The sequence below is a fragment of the Methylobacterium sp. 190mf genome (assembly GCF_900107945.1).
Classification (GTDB): domain Bacteria; phylum Pseudomonadota; class Alphaproteobacteria; order Rhizobiales; family Beijerinckiaceae; genus Methylobacterium.
Genome location: NZ_FNVI01000023.1, coordinates 50,541 through 66,202, shown reverse-complemented (window position 1 = coordinate 66,202; position 15,662 = coordinate 50,541). Strand labels below are relative to the sequence as shown.

Here is a 15,662-nt window from a genome sequence, read left to right as displayed (position 1 = left end):
CAGCGCCTTAGCTAATTGGTGGTGGGCCCGGCAGGACTCGAACCTGCAACCAGACCGTTATGAGCGGCCGGCTCTAACCATTGAGCTACGGGCCCGGGAGGCGCCGACGGATAGCCGATCTCCGGCCGGCCGTCACCCGGATTTCGCCGTGCCGCGGGGGCGCCGGGCCCAGGGCGCCGGTTCCGTCCGGGTCGGCAGGTCCGCCGGTAGGTCCGCCGGTGCGGGCGCCGTGTCCTTGATCCGCCACAGGTAGCGGGCCAGGATCGAGCGGTACGGCGCGAAGGCGGCCGCCACCGCGACGGTGTCGGCCTGCCCGGTGAGGCGGCGCAGGCAGCCCACCGCCGCCACGTCGCCCGCGGGCCAGATGTCCGGGTCGTGGAAGTGGAAGATGCCGACCATGTCGGCCGTCCAGGGGCCGACGCCGCGGATGCCGCACAGGATCGCCGCCCGCTCGGGATGCGGCAGGGCGGCGAGGCCCGGCCCGAGGAGGCCGGCCGTCTCGGTCGCCACGATCGCCCCGAGCGCCCGCACCTTGTTGCCCGAGAGGCCGCAGGCCCGCAGCAGCGCCGCGTCCCCGGCCTCGAACAGGCCCCTCGGGCTCGCGCCCGCCGCCGCGGCCGCGGCCTCGATCCGGGCCCAGATCGCCGCCGCCGCCCGGACGGAGAGCTGCTGGTTGACCACCTCGACGAACAGGCGGTCGGCGACGCACGGATGCGCCGGCGGCTCGATCCGGATCGGACCGGCCCGCTCGAGGGCGGCCCGCAGCGGCGGATGGGCGCGCGCCGCGTCCAGGAGATGGGCGTAGATGGCGGGATCCAGCATCGCCGCAGCCTTACCGGCCCGTGGGGCTTCCCGGAAGCGGGCCCGAGTCGGGCTGGAAGCGGGCCCGAAGCGGCGGTGCGGCCGCGCGCCCCGCGCCGGCCGGCCTGGACGGGACGCGCCCGCGGCCCAGGTCTCGACACCATGGCGATCTTCTTCACCGCGGACACGCATTTCGGCGACCCGCACATCCTCCGCCACCGCGGTGCTCGGTTCGGCAGCGTCGAGGCCCACGACGAGGCCCTGGTCGCCGGCTGGAACGCCGTGGTCGGCCCGGAGGACGTCGTCTGGCACCTCGGGGACTTTGCCGCGCATGCCAGCCGAGCGCATTGCGCAGCGATCTTCGCGCGGCTGAACGGCGCCAAGCGCCTCGTCCGGGGCAACCACGATTCGAACCGTGTCCTGGACCTGCCCTGGGCCGAGCCGCCGGTGGAGAGCGCCCGCCTCTCCGTCGCGGACGCGCGCGGGCGGCCGCACCGCCTGTTCCTGTCGCACTACGCGCACCGGGCCTGGCCGGGCCTGTGGCGGGAGACGCGCCACCTCTACGGGCACAGCCACGGCTGGCTCGCCGACACCACGCGCTCCTGCGATGTCGGCGTGGATGCCTGGGACGACCGCCCGGTCACCCTCGAGGCGATCCTGGTGCGCCAGGACGCGGCCGCTTGCGTGCCGGAGGAACTCGCGGCCCACGGCCTGCGCTGATGGGCGGGGACCGGCGCGCTATATCGTGCGCCGGAGCATCGACAGCCCGGCAGGAGGCCGCATCGCCATGACCGACATCCCCGCCCCGCCGCCGGGCCCGGCCGACGCCGCGACCCGGGCCGCGACTCAGGCCGCCACCGAAGCCGCCACCGAACTCGGCCTCGGGACCGACTGGGCCGCCCTCGGCGCGCCGGACTGGGACCGGGTCTGCCGCCGGGCCGGCGCGATCCTCGCCGGGCAGGGCCAGGCGCCGGCGCCCGGCTGGGACGGGGCCCTGGCGCGGGCCCTCGGCCGCCCCGATCCCGCGGCCGCGCGGGACGAGCTGGCCCGCGACGCGGCCAACACCGTGCTGGCCGAGAAGGGCGAGGTCTTCGCCCCGGAGGACGATGCCTGAGGCGGACGACGAGACGCCGCCGGTCGTGCCGCCGGTCGTGCCGCCGGTCGTGCCGCCGGGCGTGCCATCGGGTGGACCGGTGGTTGCCGCGGCGGGGGTGCGGGCCGATGTAGGAGGCATGCCTTATCCCGAACACCGGCCTGAACCGCGGTCCGAGCACCGGCGTGCCGCCCCGAGACCGACCGAGCGCTACGCCCCCGGCGCGGCACCCGCCGCCCTGCGGGTGATCCCCATCGCGGGCGGCCCGACCCTCGACGCGCAGACGCGCGTGCGGCTCGGCCACCAGATGCGGGCGATGTATGATCCGGTGATCGACGAGGCGTTGGATCCCCGGCTGGCGGAGCTGCTGCAGCAGCTCGATGCGGATCGGGGCAGCTCGACCTGAGATCGGGGGCGGGGGTGTCCGGCCCGCGCATCCGCTGCGGCTTCCGGTGAAGAGGCTCCCATCGGTGGATCGGGGGGGTGTCACACCGATGGGAGCCCGGCCGAGTCGACGGATCGACCCAACCCGCCCCATATCGCCCAGGCGGCGGCCCGGGCGCTTTCACCTAAGTCAATTTGCTTGCGAATACGGCCGTCGAAGTGTCGAATTGGCGTATTCGATCGTGAGAATCGTCGCGATCAGGCCGAGGTGCCGGTCACCGAGAGCATGACCCCGTCGCTGCCGATCTCGTCGCCGCCGTAGCCGAGCATGCGCGCGAGTTGCTCGCGGGCGCGCCAGACCCGGCTCTTCACGGTGCCGATCCGGCAGTTCATGACGACGGCGGCCTCCTCGTAGCTCAGGTTCTCGATCGCCACGAGGACCAGCGCCTCCCGCATCACCGGCGCGAGCCGATCCAGGGCCGCGCGCACGTCCTGCAGGTCGAGATGGCCCCCCTGCTCGGGGATGCTGGTCAGCCGGTCGGCGTAGCTGCCGTCGGTGTCGGCGACCTCGCGGCCCTGCTTGCGGTGCTGGCTGTAGAAGACGTTGCGGAGGATCGTGAACAGCCACGCTTCCAGGTTGGTCCCGGGGGTGAATCCGCCGCGGCCGCGCCAGCCGCGCAGCAGGGTGTCCTGCACGAGATCGTCCGCCGCGGCCGGGTCGCGCGTCAACGAGACCGCGAACCGGTGCAGCGCCGGTACCACCTGCAGCAGGCCCGCGCGGAACGTTCTGTCGCGCTCGCCCTCGGCCTGCGCGAGGGCGGTCTCCAGGCGCGCGAGCAGGTCGGCGAAGGGGTTCGCATCCCTGTCCGAGTCGAGGTCGATCCGGTCGTAGGCGCGCCCGAGGAGCGTGCCGAGATGGGCGCGCACGGCCTCCGGCAGGCCGAAGCGGGTCTCGTCCCCGGCCTCCTCTGCGACGTCCGCGATGGGATCGAGGAGCGATGGGCCTTCGGTGTCGGGCATTCGGTCCGGTCGTCGGCGGGCGGGCCGGTCAAGCCCAGAGGACCGGTTGTGGCGCGCCCCGGCCGCCCATGCCGCAACATGGGTTAACGCCTGTCCCGAACGGGGCTCAGCCGCGGGTGCCGAACCGCCGCGCCGCCGCGAGACCGGCGAGGACGGCCGCGCAGGCCCCTGCGGCGGCGAGCCCCGTGCCGAGGGCCGTACTCAGGGTTCCGGCATCGGGGACGCCCTTGCGCGCGCGCCAGCCGCCGTCGGCCCGCGTGCCCTCCGGCGTCGGCGCGCGCAGGGCCCCGTGCGTGCGCGGCCCGGGTTCGGCCCGGTCGAGGGCCCACCGGAACCCGGCACCCATCAGGTGTTCGGTCGGGTACGGAGCCAGCGCGTAGCCGACCTGCGCGAGGCGGGCCGGCCAGCCGACCGCGACCTCGTCGCGCGGGTGGCGCGCGAGGCGGAGATAGGTCTCCGCCACGGCCTCGGGCGCGTAGTACAGGTGCCCGGGATTGAGCCGCCGGCCGCTGACATTGGCGCCGTGCTCCAGGCCCGGCGTGTCAACGATGGCGGGAAATACGGCGCAGACGCGGATGTGGCGGTGCCGGGCGAGTTCCTGGCGCAGGCTCGCCGAGAAGCCGCGCAGGCCGAACTTGCTGGCCGTGTAGGCGGCGGCGAAGGGCGTCGGCGCCCAGCCGCCCATCGAGACCGTGTTGATCAGCGTCCCCCGGCCGCGGTCGAGGAAATGCGGCAGCACCGCGTAGGCCCCGTGCACGGCGCCCAGCAGGTTCACCGCGATCGTCTGCCTGTGCAAGTCCAGGGGAGCGTCCAGCAGGGGGCCGAACACCCCCACCCCGGCATTGTTGATCCAGACGTCGATGCCGCCGAAGGCCCGGAGTGCCGCCCGGGACAGGGCGTCCACCGCCTCGGGCTCTGTGACGTCGGTGGGGACCGCGACGGCCTCGGCGCCCGACGCGCGCAGGTCGCGGGCGATTCCGTCGAGCACGTCGGCCCGCCGCGCCGCCAGCACCACCCGGGCGCCCCGCGCCGCGAAGGCCTCGGCCGCCGCCCGGCCGATGCCGCTCGAGGCCCCGGTGATGACCACCGTCCCGCCGTCCAGGCGTGGCATGCCGGTTCTCCGCGTCGTGTGTCGTCGAGTTGCAACTGCACGGCGAACCCTTCCCCGCGCCGCGGCGTTCCCCCTCGCAGCTGCGGCCATTCGGACGCGCCGTCCCGGGCGCGTCCGAATGGCCGCAGCGACGCGCGGCCCCGAAGGCCCGCCCCCGTCTGCCCGAACCCTTCCGAGGTCGCCGATGCCTGCCCCCGATTCAGCCCCCGCCAGGGCCGCCGCGCCCGAGGGAGGCGCCTCGACGGTCTGGACCCTCGCCCTCGCCACCGCGCTGATCGGCATCGTCGCCCTTCCCCGCCGGTCGGCGCGCGGCGCGGTCGGTGCCTCGGTCGACCGTGCGCCCGGCCGGTCCGCCGACCGGGACGGGGCGCGCCGGACGTCGCCTGCGCATGCGGGACGGGAGGCCCACGCCGTGGCCCGGGCCGAGGCCGATCGCGGGCGGCAGGCCTCGACGCCGACCGAGATCCCCGCCAAGGGCTGGAAGGACATCGCGCTGCGCGCCTATCACGACATCGGCGAGAACCGCCTGTCGCTGATCGCGGCCGGCGTCACCTTCTTCACGCTCCTGGCGATCTTCCCGGCGGTGGCGGCCCTGGTCTCCTGCTACGGCCTCGTGGCCGACGCCTCGACCATCAACGACCAGCTCGCCAGCCTCCAGGGCATCCTGCCCCAGGGCGCTCTGGAGATCGTCGGCGACCAAGTGAAGCGGCTGAACGAGCAGGGCAACACCACCCTCGGGTTCAGCCTGCTCATCAGCATCGCCCTGTCCGTGTGGAGCGCCAATGGCGGCGTGAAGCACGTCTTCGACGCCCTCAACCTCGTCTACAACGAGCGCGAGAAGCGCAACTTCCTCGTCCTCAATCTCGTCTCCCTCGCCTTCACGGCGGGGGCGCTCCTGTTCCTCCTCCTGGCGCTGGCCGCGGTGGTGGTGGTGCCGGTGGTGCTGGAATTCGTCGGGCTCGGCGCGGACGCGTGGTGGCTGGCGCTGCTGCGGTGGCCGGTCCTGCTCCTGGCGGTGCTGCTGGGCCTCGCCCTGCTCTACCGCTACGGGCCGAGCCGGGACGCGCCGCGCTGGCGCTGGGTCACGCCCGGGGGCGCCCTCGCGGCCGTATTGTGGATCGTCGCGTCGCTGCTGTTCTCCTGGTACGTCGGCCATTTCGGCAGCTACAACAAGACCTACGGCTCGCTCGGCGCGGCGATCGGCTTCATGACCTGGATCTGGCTCTCGACCATGATCGTGCTGGCCGGCGCCCAGGTGAACGCCGAGATGGAGCATCAGACCGCCGAGGACACGACCGTCGGCGAACCGCAGCCCCTGGGCACGCGCCGGGCGCGCATGGCCGATACGGTGGGCGCCGCTGCGGAGTAGCGCGGCGCCCGGCCCTCACCCGGGGGCACGGCCTCCTGAGCGAGGGGGGCTCGCGGAGGGCGTCGCCGGCGAGAACGCCGACTTAACACAGGTTGGCGCGCGTTTTTCTGCTGCAGGCACAAGCCGATCAAGAAGATCCGGACTTCGATGTTCGGGCGACGGTTTGGCCCCCTGCCGATAGAAATATCCGTGCCTCATTATTTGACCGATACCCATGGCGGCGCCGTCGTTCGGGACGCTTCGGATGGGCGCGACGTCGCCCGATCCCCCGTGGCCCCCCGCTTCGGCGACCTCCCCGGCGCCTGCTCCGGCGCCTGTCCCGGCGCCTGTCCCGGCGACTGCCCGGCCGCCGGCACGCCGGCGCCCCGGTGATCTGACCGGAGGCGGACGTGGACAACCCGTTCGTACGGAAGATGGAGCAGCATGTCAGGCTCGCGCCCGAGGACCGCGCGATCCTCGACGGGTTGGGCCGCCTGCATGTCCGCCACGTCGCGGCCCGGCAGGATATCGAGGGGCAGCAGAGCGATCCGTACCACACGCACCTGATCCTCGACGGCTGGGCCTGCCGGTACAAGCAGTTCCCGGACGGGCGGCGGGCGATCGTCGCGCTGCTCCTGCCGGGCGACCTGTGCGACCCGTTCGTGTTCCGCCGGGCACGCATGGACCACGCCATCGGCGCGCTGACGCCCGTCACCGTCGCGCGGATCGCCCCGGAGCAGATCGGCGACGCGGTCCGCGGCCGGCCCGCCGTCGAGGAGTGTCTGTGGCGGGAGCTGCTCGCCGCCACGGCGATCCACCGCGAGTGGATCGCCAGCGTCGGCCGGCGCTCGGCGATCGAGCGGCTGGCGCACCTGTTCTGCGAGCTGCACCTGCGGTTGACGCGCGTCGGCCTCGCGGACGGGACGACGCTGCCGATGCCGGTGACCCAGCCCGACCTCGCCGACGCCCTCGGCCAGACGAGCGTGCACATCAACCGCACCCTGAAGGAGCTGCGCACCGGCGGCCTCGTCGCCCTGCGCAGCCGCCGCCTGACGATCCGCGACCTCGACGGACTGCGGGAGCGCGGGCTGTTCGATCCGGCCTACCTGCAGCTCTCCTGAGCGGCGCGGGCGATACGCCGCGGCATCGGAGGCCGCGTGCGCCTTGCCGCGGGGCGGCCGCGGCCGATCTGAGGCGGACCCGTCACCCGCCACCGGCGCCCGCGCGACACACGATGCACATCCACCTCGACGCGCTCGGCGGCGTCGCCGGCGACATGTTCGCCGCCGCCCTGCTGGACGCCTTCCCCGAGCATCGGGCCGGTGTGTCCGCCAGCGTCCAGGCGGTCGACGCGCGCATCGCCTGCGCGGTCAGCGCGCACAACGATGGGATCCTCACTGGCGCGCGCTTCACCGTGTCGGCGCCCGGGGCGGAGCCCGGGCCCGCGCCGCACCGGCACGCGCATACCGGGCAGCACGACCATCCGCATGCTCACGATCACAGCCACGATCACGGCCACGATCATGCCCACGATCATGCCCACGATCATGCCCACGATCATGCCCACGACCACGGCCACCGTCCCTGGTCGGAGATCCGCACCGCGCTGGAGGCGGCGGATCTCGCGCCGGCGGTGCGAGCGCACGCGCTCGGCATCTTCGGGCATCTGGCCGCGGCGGAAGCCCGCGTCCACGGCATCGCGGTCGACGCGGTGGCGTTCCACGAGGTCGGCGCCGCCGACTCGATCGCCGACGTCGTCGCCGCCGCCCACCTGATCGCCGCCCTGGAGGCGCGTAGCTGGAGCGTCTCGGCCCTGCCGCTCGGCTCCGGCCGGGTGCGGACCCAGCACGGCCCCCTCCCCGTCCCGGCCCCCGCCACGACGCTTCTGCTGGCGGGCTTCGCGACCCTCGACGACGGGATCCCCGGCGAGCGCGTCACCCCCACCGGCGCGGCGATCCTGCGCCACCTCTGCGGCGACGATCCCGGGCGGGGTCGCCCCCGGGGGATCCTCGGGCGCACCGGCATCGGCTTCGGCACGAAGGTCCTGCCGGGCCTGAGCAACTGCCTGCGCGCCCTCGTGCTGGAGGACGGCGCCGCGTCCCGCCCGGGCCGGCGGGATCTCGCGGTGATCGCCTTCGAGGTCGACGACCAGTCCGGCGAGGATCTCGCCACGGGCCTCGACCGGCTGCGCGCCGAGCCCGGCATCGTGGACGTCGTGCAGATGCCGGTCATAGGCAAGAAGGGCCGGATGATGGCCCGGATCCAGGTCCTGGTCCGTCCGGAGAGCCTGGAGGCGGCGGTCGCGGCCTGCTTCCGGGAGACCACGACCATCGGCCTGCGTTACCACCCCGTGGAGGGTGCGGTGCTCGCGCGCGCCGCCCGCACAGTCGAGCACGACGGCCGGTCGGTTCGCGTGAAGATCGTGGCGCGGCCGGGCGGGCGCACCGCCAAGGCCGAGGCCGACGACGCCCGTGACCGAGCGGGCCACGCGGCCCGGGCCGCCCTACGCCGCGAGGCCGAGCGCCTCGCCCTGGAACAGGAGCAGGAGGAGCGGTGACGCGCCAGCATCTGGAATCCGTCCTCGCCGGGCTCGGCCCCGTCGCGGTGGCGGTGAGCGGCGGGGTCGACAGCCTGACGCTCGCCACCCTCGCACACCGGCTGGCGCCAAGCGCTACTCTGGTGGTCCACGCGGTCTCGCCGGCCGTGCCGGAGGAAGCGACCGCGCGCGTGCGCGCCGAGGGCGCCCGCGAGGGCTGGTCCTTACGGGTGATCGAGGCCGGCGAGTTCGCCGACCCGGCCTATCGGGCGAACCCGGTCAACCGCTGCTTCTTCTGCAAGACCAACCTCTACGGCGCGGTCCGGCGCGTCACCCACCGCCAGATCCTGTCGGGCGCGAACCGCGACGACCTCGGCGAGTACCGCCCCGGCCTCGACGCCGCCCGGGAGCACGGCGTGCGCCACCCCTACGTGGAGGCCGGGTTCGACAAGGCGTCGGTCCGGGCGCTCGCCCGCGACCTCGGCCTCGGGGCCGTGGCGGAATTGCCGGCCGCGCCCTGCCTGTCGAGCCGGGTCGAGACAGGCATCGCCATCGAGCCGGAGACCCTGACCTTCATTCACGCGGTCGAGCGGCTGGTCGGCGGAGCGCTGGCGACCGACGGCGCCGGACGGGCCGTCCGCTGTCGGGTCCGCGCCGAGGGCGTGGTGGTGGAACTCGATCCGGCGAGCCTCGCCGCCCTCGACGCCGAGGATCGCGAGACGCTCGGGGCGGGCATCCGGGACATGGCGCCGGCCCGTCTCGCCGGCCCGGTCCGCTTCGCCCCCTACCGGGTCGGCAGCGCCTTCCTGGTCGAGCCACGGGAGGCCCGGGCGTGAGCATCGCCGAAGAGTTCACCCTCGATTTCGCCCGGCCCGAGCGGATCGGGCTGGAGGAGGCGATCTTCTGCGCCGGCAAGAGCCCGGAGCAGATCGACGCGATCCTGGAGGCCGCCCGGGCGCGCGGCGCCTCGCTGCTCCTCACCCGCCTCGACCCGGAGAAGCGCGACCGGCTCCGGGACGCCGCGCGGCTCGATTACTGCCCGGTCTCGCGCACGGCGGTGTTCGGCGAGACCCCCCGGATCACCGGTCCGGCCCGGGTCGCGGTGGTGGCGGCCGGCACCTCGGACGTGCCCGTCGCCCGCGAGGCCCTGCGGGTGCTGGCCTATGCCGGGCGGGCGGCCTCGCTCTTCGCCGATGTCGGCGTCGCCGGCCTGTGGCGGCTGACGTCGCGGATCGAGGAAATCCGCGCGCACCCGGTGGTGATCGTCGCCGCCGGCATGGACGCGGCTTTGCCCAGCGTCGTCGGGGGCCTCGTGGCCGGCGCGGTGATCGCGGTCCCGACCTCCGTGGGCTACGGTGTCGCCGCGGGCGGGCGCGCGGCCCTCGATGCCGTGCTGGCGAGCTGCGCGCCGGGCATCACGGTGGTCAACATCGACAACGGCTACGGCGCCGCCTGCGCCGCCCTGCGCCTGCTCCACGCGGCGGGACGCCTCGCCACGGGGACCGAACGATGACGCGGCCCGACGCATTACCTCCCCTCACCGGGACATCCTCGAACGGAGACAGCCGATGGAACGCCGCAGCTTCCTCCAGGGCGCCGTGCTCGGCGCGGGCCTCGCGGGCGCCGGCAGCGCGGGTGCGGCCGTGAACGCCCCCGTCCTCCCGGGCAACCGCCCGCAGGACCCCGCGGACCTGCCCTTCGTCACCGATCCCGGTGAGCGCCGGGGCGAGATGCTCTACCGGTCGTTCGGGAAGAGCTCCGAAAAGATCTCTGCGATCGGCATGGGCGGGTTCCATCTCGGCAAGAGCGCCGTGACGGACGACGAGGCGACGCGGCTGATCCATGCCGGGATCGACCGCGGCATCACCTTCATGGACAATTGCTGGGACTACAACGAGGGGCGCTCCGAGCTGCGCATGGGCGCGGCCCTGGCCCAGGGCGGCTACCGCGACAAGGTCTTCCTGATGTCCAAGATGGACGGGCGGACCAAGGAGGAGGCGCTCAAGCAGATCGACCAGTCGCTCCTGCGCCTGCGCACGGACCGGATCGACCTCGTCCAGCACCACGAGATCCTGCGCTACGACGACCCGGACCGGGTCTTCGCCGAGGGCGGCGCCATGGAGGGCTTCCTGGAGGCGAAGAAGCAGGGCAAGCTGCGCTACATCGGCTTCACCGGCCACAAGGACCCGCGCATCCACCTGCAGATGCTGGAGGTCGCCGCCGAGCGCGGCTTCCACTTCGATGCCGTGCAGATGCCGGTCAACGTGATGGACGCGCATTTCCGCTCGTTCAGCCACCTCGTCCTGCCCTACCTCGTGCAGAACGGCATCGCGCCGCTCGCCATGAAGACCTTCGGCGACGGGGTGATCCTGAAGGCGGACGCACCGATCAAGCCGCTCGAGTACCTGCACTTCTCGCTGAACCTGCCGGTCTCGGTGGTGATCACCGGTATCCAGAACCAGCGCGACCTCGACCAGGCCTTCGAGGCGGTGAAGACCTTCAAGCCGATGGACAAGACTACGGTGGCCGAGCTGCTGTCGCGCTCGAAGCCCTACGCGCTGGAGGGCAAGTACGAGCTGTTCAAGACGAGCGCCACCTTCGACGGCACCGCCAAGAACGCGGCGTGGCTCGGCGAGGACGTGGCGAGCGTGAAGAAGCTCGCGCCGACGATGGAGTAGGCGGCGGGCAAGCGCGTCCGATATTCCCCTCTCCCTTGCGGGGAGGGGTTAGGGGTGGGGGTGGTTCAGAAGGAACCGCCGAGCCCTTTCCGGCCCCACCCCCACGCGGGATCTGCGATCCCCAAACTCCTCCCCGCAAGGGGGAGGAGAGTCATCCCTCACGCCACGTCCTCCAGCCGGATCGGCAGGCTGCGGATCCGGCGGCCGGTGGCGTGGTGGATGGCGTTGGCGATGGCCGCGTTCACCCCGATGATCCCGAGCTCGCCCAGGCCCTTCAGGCCCAGCGCGTCGACCTGATCGTCGGGGTCGGGCACCAGCAGCGCCTCCACCTCCGGCGCGTCGGCCGCCGTGGGGACGAGGTACTCGGCGAGATCCGGGTTGCGGTAGGCGGCGCCGTCCACCACCGTCTCTTCGAGCAGCGCCGAGCCGAGGCCCCAGATCATCCCGCCCGTGAGCTGGCTCCGCGCGGTCAGCGGGTTGAGGATGCGCCCCGCCGCGAAGGCGCCGGTGAGCCGGGCGACGCGGATCTCCCCGGTCTCGGCGTGGACGTGGACCTCGGCGAACTGCGCGCCGAAGCCCCAGGAGACGGCCTTCCGGCCCCCACCGAGGGCGAGCCCGATATGGCCCTGCTGCAGGCCCGCGAGCGCCTTCTCCCGGTCGCCGCCCGCCGGCACGAACTCCGCGACCGTCTCGACGCCTTCCGGGCCGACGGCCTCGCCGAGCGCGATCCCGGCCCCGTCCGGCGCCGCGAGCCGGCCGTCCGCGAGGCGCAGGCTGCCCGGATCGCGGCCGGCGAGGCGCCCGCCCTGCCCGGTCGCGGCCTGCGCCAGGCTCTCGCGGATCTGGCGGCAGCCGAGCGCCAGGGCGCTCATCAGGCTGGTGGTCGTGCTCGACCCGCCCGAGATCCCCGCCGCCGGCAGGTCGGTGTCGCCGAGCCGGACGGTGACCCGCTCCACCGGCACGCCGAGCCCGTCCGCCGCGCCCATCGCCAGCAGCGTGGTGATGCCGTTGCCGATCTCGTGGTGCGCGCAGGCGACCTCCGCGGCGCCGTCCGGGCCGAGCCGGACCCGCAGGGTCGCGGCGGCGATCTTGGTGGGCCGCACCGAGGTCGCGCAGCCGAGACCCACCCGCCAGGGCCCGTCGCGCATCGCGCCCGGGCGCGGCACCTGGCGCGACCATCCGAAGGCCCTGGCGCCCGCGTCGAAGCAGGCCATCAGCGGCCGGGTCGAGAACGGTTTTCCGGAGACCGGATCGATCGCCGTGTCGTTGAGGCGGCGCAGCGCGATCGGGTCCATGCCGAGGGCCACCGCCATCTCGTCGACGGCGCTCTCAAGGGCGAACAGGAACGGCACCTCCGGGGGCGCCCGCATAGGCCCCGGCGTGTTGCGATCGACCCGCACGGCCCGCTCCTCGGTGCGGATGTTCGGGCAGGCGTAGAGGCTCGCCGTCACCTCCGTGCCCTCCATGACGAAGGGATCGAAGCGCGACGTCACGGTCTCGGCCTCGTGGACCAGGGCGGTGAACCGACCCGTCCGGTCGGCGCCGAGTCGGATGCGGTGGCGCGATTCCGGCCGATAATTGGCGATGGTGAAGCACTGTCGCCGGCTGGGCACCAGCGAGACCGGCCGGCCGAGGTGCCGCGCCGCGAGCGCGACCAGCGCGGTGTGCTGCGACAGGGCGAATTTCGAGCCGAAATGGCCGCCGATCAGCCCCGCCACCACCCGCACCTGCGCGGGATCGAGCCCGAGCTGCGCCGCGAGCCCGTGCTGCACGGCGCCGACGTAGCGGGTCGGCTCGTGGACGGTGAGCCTTTCGCCGTCCCAGGCGGCCCGGGTGGTGAACAGCTCGATCGGGTTGTGGTGCTGGACCGGCGTCGCGTAGCGCGCCTCGACGCGGAGGGCCGCGTCCCGGAAACCCGCCTCGGCATCGCCCCGGGCGATGTCCGCGTGGTGGGGCTTCAGGTCGGCGAGGCGCACGGTCTCGGCCCCGGGGGCGTCGAAGCCGCCGGCGGCGGGCTCCTCCGCGTAGGCGACCTTCACCGCACCGGCCGCCGCTTCGGCGGCCTCCTGGGTCTCGGCGACGACCAGCGCCACGATCTGGCCGGCATAGGCGATCGCGTCGGAATCGAGCGGACGGTGCGAGCTGTTGGCGTACCCGCCGGCCATCAGGTGCTTCACCGGCGCCACCGCGCCCGCGAAGTCCCGGTGGGTGAAGATCCGGAGGAGTCCCGGCACCCGCTCGGCCGCCGCGAGGTCGAACCCGGTGATGCGGCCCCGGGCGATGGTGCTGGTCACCAGGGCCGCGTGGGCCGTGTCGCGGTCCGGGCCGGTGAGGTCGGAGCTGTAGAGGGCCCGGCCGGTGACCTTGTCGGCTCCCTCGACACGGGTGTGGGGGCGGCCGAGATGGCCGTCGGTGTCCTGCGCGCCGGCGTCCATGCCGCCCTCCCCGTTCGCGGCAGCTCGGGCCGCATCGCAAAGGGAGGAATCGCCGTGAGGGCTCGACGGCTCCCCGGACGGTGGAGCGACAGGATGCAGCAACCGACCCGGTCGTCCTCGCGCGCGCGGCGACGCGACCCAGGGCAGCGCGCCCTGGATCAGCGCGGCGCCGCCTGGATCGCTTGGCTGCGCTCGCGAGGTCGGTGCGGGCTGCGGCAGCCTTCACTGCCGCAGCCCGGGACCTCCGTTCAGGGCCTCAGTTCAGGACCTTGCCGTCCGGTCCGACCTTGACCTCCTGCTCCTTGTCGGCGCCGGCGACCTTGATCTCGTACTGGACCGAGGAGCCGTCCTTCTCGACCTCGGCCTCGTAGGCCTTGCCGCCGCCGGCCTTCTGCTCGGCGATGGCCAGCGCGTCCTTTAGCGAGGTCTTGGCGTTCTGGAAGTCGGAGGCCTTCAGCCGGGTGAAGTAGCGCTCGAACGGCTGGTTCTCGGTCTTGTAGAGGGCGCCGGTATCGGCGTTGATGCCGTACTCGACGAGCTTGCCGCTCGGGTAGACGACCTTGATCGCGTAGTGGGCCGGATCCTTGCTGCCGGCCTTCTCGAAATCGGCGTCGATGGCGCGGCCGCCCTTCTCGTCGCCCTGCGACTCGGCGGTGGCCAGCGCCTGGGCGAGGCCGACCTTGGCGACCTTGGCGACCTGCCACTCCTTCATGTTGCTGTCGGCCTTCGTGGCCGGCTCGGCGGGCGTCGCGGTGGGCGTCTGGGCCAGGGCGAGGCCGGTGGAGAGGGCGAGGAGGCCGGCTGCGGCGGTGAGACGGGTGATCATGGCGGTGTGTCCCTTCGCGGGTTCGTTCACGGATGCGTGAAACGTCGGGTCCGGAAATCCGGTTGCCCGCGATCGGGAAAAAATTCGGGTCCCGTCGCCCGGGCGGGGCCGGGTCGGCGCCTGGGGCCGCGCGGGGTCGACGGCCCGGCGAGACGGACGGCCGGCGCCCCTGTATGACACGCGGGCGATCCGGCGCGCCCTCGGGGACGGCGGACGTCCCCCCGATGGAGCAGGCCATGACCGCGCACGAGCCCGAGCCCCTGGACGAGTTCACCCGCCTGCACGCCAAGCTGTCCGCCCTGGAGATCGTGCTCGGCGTCCTGATCGGTCGGCTCTCCGAGGAGAACCCGGAGATCCGCGAGGACGTGAAGCGCGACGTGGCGGCGATCCTGTCGGACCTGCCGATCGACGGCCCGAGCGAGGAGATGATCGCCGCCGAGGTCCGCCGCGCCGCCGAGGTGCTGACCAGCGTGTCGATCGGCTGAGCCGTCAGCGCGGCGGCATCCGCAGCGCCCCGTCGAGCCGGATCGTCTCGCCGTTCAGCATCGGGTTCTCGCAGATGTGCCGGACGAGGTCCGCGTATTCCGACGGGCGGCCGAGGCGCGGCGGGAACGGCACGCTCTGGCCGAGCGTGTCCTGCACGTCCTGGGGCAGGCCCGCCATCATCGGGGTCTCGAAGATGCCCGGCGCGATGGTGACCACCCGGATGCCGTGCCGGGCGAGCTCCCGGGCGATCGGCAGGGTCATGGATACCACCCCGCCCTTCGAGGCCGCGTAGGCGGCCTGCCCGATCTGGCCGTCGAAGGCCGCGATCGAGGCGGTGTTCACGATCACGCCCCGGGCGCCGGCCGCGTCCGGCGCCTCGCGGGCGATGGCGTCGGCGGCCAGCCGGATCATGTTGAACGTGCCCACGAGGTTGACCGAGACCGCCCGCGCGAAGGTCTCGAGCCGGTGCGGCCCGTCGCGGCCGACCACCTTCTCCCCCGGCGCGATGCCGGCGCAGTTCACCAGCCCGTGGAGGTGCCCGAACGCGTCGAGCGCCGTCCGGACCGCCGCCGCGCCGTCCGCCTCGCGGGTGACGTCCGTCTCGGCGAACCGGGCCTGCGCCCCGAGGTCCGCCGCCACCCGGGCGCCGGCCTCCCGGGCGATGTCGGCCACGACCACCCGCGCCCCCGCCGCCGCGAGGCCCCGCGCCGTCGCCTCCCCGAGGCCCGAGCCCGCGCCCGTGACGATGAAGACCCGGTCCCTGATCATCGCGCTCGCCATCCTGGCTCCCCGCCGCTCCCGGGCGGCCGACGGCGCCCCGCGAGTCCCGAGGTAGCGCGGCGCCGCGGCCGCCGGAAGGTGTCCGGCCCGGCACATGCGCCCGATCGCGCCCGCGCCGCGATTGACGTGTGATTTTTTCCCACATATACGGGATGTAGACGATC

16 protein-coding genes and 1 tRNA gene are annotated in these 15,662 nt (G+C 73.8%); 10 read left to right on the top strand and 7 right to left on the bottom strand.

Features of this window, described 5'->3' with window-relative positions; translation table 11 throughout:
* Positions 1-19 precede the first annotated feature (19 nt).
* Positions 20-95: transfer RNA gene (locus C4T42_RS24000), tRNA-Ile, on the bottom strand.
* 37 nt (positions 96-132) lie between these two features.
* Positions 133-822 carry a hypothetical protein gene (locus C4T42_RS23995; protein WP_056527170.1) on the bottom strand — a complete coding sequence of 230 codons (690 nt, stop codon included), beginning with the start codon at positions 820-822 and terminating at the stop codon, positions 133-135.
* 141 nt (positions 823-963) lie between these two features.
* Between C4T42_RS23995 and C4T42_RS23990 the strand changes: the two genes are divergently transcribed.
* The 3 genes from C4T42_RS23990 (at position 964) to C4T42_RS23980 (ending at position 2,300) form a co-directional block, all read left to right on the top strand.
* A complete protein-coding gene (locus tag C4T42_RS23990) occupies positions 964-1,521 on the top strand; it encodes a metallophosphoesterase (RefSeq protein WP_020094808.1) in 558 nt (185 codons plus the stop codon).
* Between the two features lie 67 nt (positions 1,522-1,588).
* On the top strand, positions 1,589-1,915 hold the full coding sequence (locus C4T42_RS23985) for a hypothetical protein (RefSeq protein ID WP_020094807.1): 327 nt from the start codon (positions 1,589-1,591) through the stop codon (positions 1,913-1,915).
* Positions 1,908-2,300: a hypothetical protein gene (locus tag C4T42_RS23980; protein ID WP_244603269.1), complete on the top strand. Its 393-nt coding sequence runs from the start codon at positions 1,908-1,910 to the stop codon at positions 2,298-2,300. Before C4T42_RS23985 ends, C4T42_RS23980 begins: the two co-directional genes overlap by 8 nt.
* A gap of 236 nt (positions 2,301-2,536) precedes the next feature.
* Here the strand turns inward: C4T42_RS23980 and C4T42_RS23975 are convergent, their stop codons facing one another.
* Positions 2,537-3,298: a sigma-70 family RNA polymerase sigma factor gene (locus C4T42_RS23975; RefSeq protein ID WP_020094805.1), complete on the bottom strand. Its 762-nt coding sequence runs from the start codon at positions 3,296-3,298 to the stop codon at positions 2,537-2,539.
* 106 nt (positions 3,299-3,404) lie between these two features.
* Positions 3,405-4,409: an SDR family oxidoreductase gene (locus tag C4T42_RS23970; RefSeq protein WP_103985986.1), complete on the bottom strand. Its 1,005-nt coding sequence runs from the start codon at positions 4,407-4,409 to the stop codon at positions 3,405-3,407.
* A gap of 184 nt (positions 4,410-4,593) precedes the next feature.
* Between C4T42_RS23970 and C4T42_RS23965 the strand changes: the two genes are divergently transcribed.
* The 6 genes from C4T42_RS23965 (at position 4,594) to C4T42_RS23940 (ending at position 10,971) form a co-directional block, all read left to right on the top strand.
* On the top strand, positions 4,594-5,778 hold the full coding sequence (locus tag C4T42_RS23965; RefSeq protein ID WP_103985985.1) for a YihY/virulence factor BrkB family protein: 1,185 nt from the start codon (positions 4,594-4,596) through the stop codon (positions 5,776-5,778).
* Between the two features lie 389 nt (positions 5,779-6,167).
* Positions 6,168-6,878, top strand: coding sequence for a Crp/Fnr family transcriptional regulator (locus C4T42_RS23960; RefSeq protein ID WP_103985984.1), 711 nt, complete (start codon positions 6,168-6,170; stop codon positions 6,876-6,878).
* Positions 6,879-6,991: 113 nt separating this feature from the next.
* Positions 6,992-8,314: a LarC family nickel insertion protein gene (locus tag C4T42_RS23955; RefSeq protein ID WP_103985983.1), complete on the top strand. Its 1,323-nt coding sequence runs from the start codon at positions 6,992-6,994 to the stop codon at positions 8,312-8,314.
* A complete protein-coding gene (locus tag C4T42_RS23950) occupies positions 8,311-9,129 on the top strand; it encodes an adenine nucleotide alpha hydrolase (protein WP_103985982.1) in 819 nt (272 codons plus the stop codon). The genes C4T42_RS23955 and C4T42_RS23950 overlap by 4 nt, the downstream gene beginning before the upstream one ends.
* A complete protein-coding gene (gene larB / locus C4T42_RS23945) occupies positions 9,126-9,806 on the top strand; it encodes a nickel pincer cofactor biosynthesis protein LarB (protein WP_103985981.1) in 681 nt (226 codons plus the stop codon). Before C4T42_RS23950 ends, larB begins: the two co-directional genes overlap by 4 nt.
* Positions 9,807-9,861: 55 nt before the next feature.
* Positions 9,862-10,971 carry an aldo/keto reductase gene (locus tag C4T42_RS23940; RefSeq protein ID WP_103985980.1) on the top strand — a complete coding sequence of 370 codons (1,110 nt, stop codon included), beginning with the start codon at positions 9,862-9,864 and terminating at the stop codon, positions 10,969-10,971.
* Between the two features lie 158 nt (positions 10,972-11,129).
* On the opposite strand, the gene C4T42_RS23935 is transcribed toward C4T42_RS23940, so the two are convergent.
* Complete coding sequence (locus tag C4T42_RS23935) at positions 11,130-13,406, bottom strand: xanthine dehydrogenase family protein molybdopterin-binding subunit (RefSeq protein WP_103985979.1); 2,277 nt, start codon at positions 13,404-13,406, stop codon at positions 11,130-11,132.
* Positions 13,407-13,662: 256 nt separating this feature from the next.
* Positions 13,663-14,232: a PepSY domain-containing protein gene (locus C4T42_RS23930; protein ID WP_020094795.1), complete on the bottom strand. Its 570-nt coding sequence runs from the start codon at positions 14,230-14,232 to the stop codon at positions 13,663-13,665.
* 236 nt (positions 14,233-14,468) lie between these two features.
* Between C4T42_RS23930 and C4T42_RS23925 the strand changes: the two genes are divergently transcribed.
* Complete coding sequence (locus tag C4T42_RS23925; RefSeq protein ID WP_026605197.1) at positions 14,469-14,717, top strand: hypothetical protein; 249 nt, start codon at positions 14,469-14,471, stop codon at positions 14,715-14,717.
* A 4-nt stretch (positions 14,718-14,721) separates the two neighbouring features.
* On the opposite strand, the gene C4T42_RS23920 is transcribed toward C4T42_RS23925, so the two are convergent.
* Positions 14,722-15,498 (bottom strand): 3-hydroxyacyl-CoA dehydrogenase, encoded by a 777-nt coding sequence (locus tag C4T42_RS23920; RefSeq protein WP_091682588.1) that lies wholly within the window; start codon positions 15,496-15,498, stop codon positions 14,722-14,724.
* Positions 15,499-15,662: the final 164 nt, after the last annotated feature.